Origin of the sequence: Endozoicomonas sp. SESOKO2 (genome assembly GCF_024606245.1) — a bacterium.
In the GTDB taxonomy this organism is placed as follows: Bacteria; Pseudomonadota; Gammaproteobacteria; order Pseudomonadales; family Endozoicomonadaceae; genus Endozoicomonas_A.
This window is the reverse complement of sequence record NZ_JAHHPQ010000496.1, coordinates 1-3,150: the sequence shown is the minus strand read 5'-3', so window position 1 is coordinate 3,150 and position 3,150 is coordinate 1. Positions and strand designations below refer to the sequence as shown.

General features: G+C 43.9%; 4 protein-coding genes. 3 read left to right on the top strand and 1 reads right to left on the bottom strand.

What is annotated here, in order from left to right:
- The first annotated feature begins 224 nt into the window (after window positions 1-224).
- Entirely contained in the window at window positions 225-695 is a 471-nt protein-coding gene (gene rsd / locus KDK17_RS11380) for a sigma D regulator (RefSeq protein WP_257288127.1), read from the top strand.
- Between the two features lie 74 nt (window positions 696-769).
- On the opposite strand, the gene KDK17_RS11375 is transcribed toward rsd, so the two are convergent.
- The gene (locus tag KDK17_RS11375) at window positions 770-1,477 is read right to left on the bottom strand and encodes an FKBP-type peptidyl-prolyl cis-trans isomerase (RefSeq protein WP_257288126.1); all 708 of its coding nucleotides are present in this window, start codon (window positions 1,475-1,477) and stop codon (window positions 770-772) included.
- A 421-nt stretch (window positions 1,478-1,898) separates the two neighbouring features.
- Between KDK17_RS11375 and KDK17_RS11370 the strand changes: the two genes are divergently transcribed.
- Both KDK17_RS11370 and KDK17_RS11365 read left to right on the top strand, forming a co-directional pair.
- Window positions 1,899-2,387, top strand: a complete 489-nt coding sequence (locus KDK17_RS11370; RefSeq protein ID WP_257288125.1) for a histone H1-like repetitive region-containing protein — start codon at window positions 1,899-1,901, stop codon at window positions 2,385-2,387.
- Between the two features lie 259 nt (window positions 2,388-2,646).
- Window positions 2,647-3,150: ATP-binding cassette domain-containing protein (locus tag KDK17_RS11365; RefSeq protein WP_257288124.1), on the top strand; the 504-nt coding region annotated here is incomplete at its 3' end.

Here is a 3,150-nt window from a genome sequence, read left to right as displayed (position 1 = left end):
GATCTTCTTATCCTTAATAGAATTAAAAAACGCTCAAATCCCTAAAAAAACGACTTTTGGAGCGAGTGTACAAATATAATTCAGATCGAAATTTACAGTAAATTGAAATTACCTCTTGCCGCAAAAAATCCACTGTCATAATCTAGCAACTGAGTCGTCATTTTTAAGGGGCGATAAAGTGATCCCGTTTCGAGTAAATGAGATCCAAACGAAGAGGAATAGTCATGCTGGAGGGGTGCAAAACGGCCAGAGAACGTTGGGGTGGCGTATCAGAAATCATTGACCGCTGGCTAAACGAGCGGCAGGCTCTGATCGTTCTCTACTGCTCAATCAATGGAGTGAATCAATTTCACGATGATAAAAGGCCTGTTGCAAATAAACTGAAAGAAATGTGCCAGATTCTGGTTGATTATGTTTCAGCTGGTCATTTCGAAGTCTACGAACAACTGATTCAGGAAGGTATTGATTTTAATGATGGGGGAGTAGAAATGGCTCACTCTATTCTGCCCGAACTGGAAAAAAATACGCAGGTTTGTCTGGATTTTAACGACGGTTGTGAGTCCCTTAGTAGTGTGTCTATGCTGCAGGCTCACCTGTCCGAGCTAGGTGAAGCTTTGGAAGAACGTTTTTCTCTGGAAGACCGGATGATTGAAGTGCTTCACGAATCTCACAGAGAATTGCTCTCCCAGCATTAGTAATGCGGGTAGATAGTCTGAATATCTTCCAGCACGCAGTATGAAGGAAACCGCTCAGTCAATGATGGGGATGTTTACTTCTGTTTCTCCTCATTGACCTGTGAGTCTTTTTTCACACTCAAAAGCTCAACTTTAAAAATCAGTACCTCATTAGGTCTGATTCTCTCGGGAATACCTCCGGGACCATAAGCGAGGTCCGAAGGGATATAAAGTTCCCAAATGGAGCCTTCTTGCATCTGCTTCAGACCTTCAGTCCAGCCTTTGATGACCTGATTCAGTTTGAACGTCACCGGTTGGTTTATGCTGTATGAACTGTCAAAGACCTTGCCATCAACAAGACGTCCTTCGTAATGGACAGTCACTTCACTGTTTTCTTGTGGTTTAATACCTTGACCGCTTTTAATCACTTTGTATTGAAGGCCACTTTTCAGTGTCTTTATGCCTGACTTTTTAGAGTTATCTTTCAGGAAAGCCTGACCTTTTTCAAGGTTCTTTTTTGCTTCTTCTGCCAGTTGTTCCTGACGTTTTTTCTCTTGATCCTTTCGGGCTTTTTCGATCAGCTTGAACATTTCCTGCTTGTCAAAAGCCAAAGGTTTGTTCTCCAGAGTATCCTTGATTCCCTGAGACAATGCGTCTGAGTTAATGCCCTCGAACTGCTTGAGTTGCTCGGCCAAAATTGCACCCAGACTGTAGCTGAGTTTGTCTGACTCTTTCTCCAGGGCAGCAACTGATTGCATGGAACAGGACATCAGGGCGATGCTAGCAAGTGCTTTTAGTCTCATGAAGTCTCTCTATTTATTGCGAAAATGCAGCTCTTCCTGAATTTGCAGTGATTGTTTTCATGTTCCAACCAGGCTGCATTTCCGGCTCATGACTGTTTGTGTTAGCTCGACAAAGAAAGGAGCAAATTTTTCTTAGTACAAAAGTTCCTCCATCTTTGTGCAAGCGTCAAGAGATAGCAAGTGCTATGGAACATTGGTTATACAAAAATGCCTTAAATACAAGGGTTAAATGACTCTCATAAAAAAATAAAACGAGAGGCGGCAAGTTTTTTTTGAAGGAAAAAAATCATTTTATATAAAAAAATGTATAAAAAAATTTGCAGTCGCGTGATAAGCACTCTATTTTCTAATTAAAACTGGATATAAATTATTCAGCTTTTATATAGAGGTACTTCTAAAGGCAATGACGAGGGATGACCAAATGCCTGTAGCCAAAAAGAAACCAGCCGCTAAAAAGGCTGTTAAAAAACCAGCGGCTAAAAAGCCAGTTGAAAAAAAACCGGCAGCTAAAAAAGCAGCAGCCAAAAAGCCTGCAGCTAAAAAAGCAGCCGCCAAAAAGCCTGCAGTTAAAAAAACTGCAGCGAAGAAGACTACCCGCAAGGTAGATCCGGTTAAGAAGCTGGAAAAAGAAATTGAAGCGCTTAAGAAAAAACTGGATAAGGCTAAAGAGTCTTTGAAGAAAGCAAAGACCAAGGCTAAGGCCGATGCCAAGAAAAAAGCGCCCGCCAAGAAAAAGGCGCCTGCTCGTAAGGCGGCTGCCAAAAAGACGGTAGCTAAGAAAAAGGCGCCTGCTCGTAAAGCAGCTGCCAATAAGGCGGTAGTGAAGAAAAAAGCGCCAGTTCGCAAGGCCGCTGCCAAAAAGGCTCCAGCCAGGAAGAAAGCGACAGCCAAGAGAAAAGACAAGCGTTAATCTCTTAAGCAGTATCCGCAGGAGAGGAAAGCCTCTCCTGCAATAAAACCAAATAATCCGTATCCCTCTCGCCAGCTATCAGCGAGTACTTCTTTGTGGCAATGATTACGTTGCCACATTTTTGGAAGTAGCCTGCCCTGGGTTTTGATCTCGAATGTCTTGATCAGCCTGCCAGATATTAACTTCTTGTAGTATGTCGATCTTTGAATCCACAGTGGGTTCATATTCCCGTAGGAATGCCAGTGAAACAGCGTTTATAATGCGCGCCATGATTAATTTGAACTCAGTCAGTTTATTGCGCTCTGGCAAGGTTTTGCTGGAAGAAACCAGCGCAACAATTCATCACGGCCAGCATGTTGGACTGGTGGGCGCCAATGGGTGTGGCAAGTCGAGTCTGCTGGCCCTGATTATGGGTAACCTGCAACCGGACAAGGGCGATGTCGGCATCGATGCGGGTCGGGGGATTGCTCATATGGCCCAGGAGGTTTTGGCTCTGGACCAGAAAGCCGTCGATTATGTGCTGGACGGTGATGAAACACTTCGGGAAATAGAAAAATCCATCAAGTGTGCCGAACAAGAACAAGAGCATGGCAGGCTTGCTGAACTTCACGAAAAGCTGCTTCAGGCAGATGGCTACACAGCACGTTCCCGTGCCGAACAAATGCTCCATGGTCTTGGATTTTCCCATGAAAAAATCGACTGTAGCGTAAAAGATTTCTCCGGTGGCTGGAGAATGAGATTGAATCTGGCAAGAACTCTCATG

What these genes read in the sequence shown, in the direction of transcription:
- rsd (WP_257288127.1), top strand. Translation starts at nt 225, where the DNA reads ATGCTGGAGGGGTGCAAAACGGCCAGAGAACGTTGGGGTGGCGTATCA.
- KDK17_RS11375 (WP_257288126.1), bottom strand. Translation starts at nt 1,477, where the DNA reads ATGAGACTAAAAGCACTTGCTAGCATCGCCCTGATGTCCTGTTCCATG.
- KDK17_RS11370 (WP_257288125.1), top strand. Translation starts at nt 1,899, where the DNA reads ATGCCTGTAGCCAAAAAGAAACCAGCCGCTAAAAAGGCTGTTAAAAAA.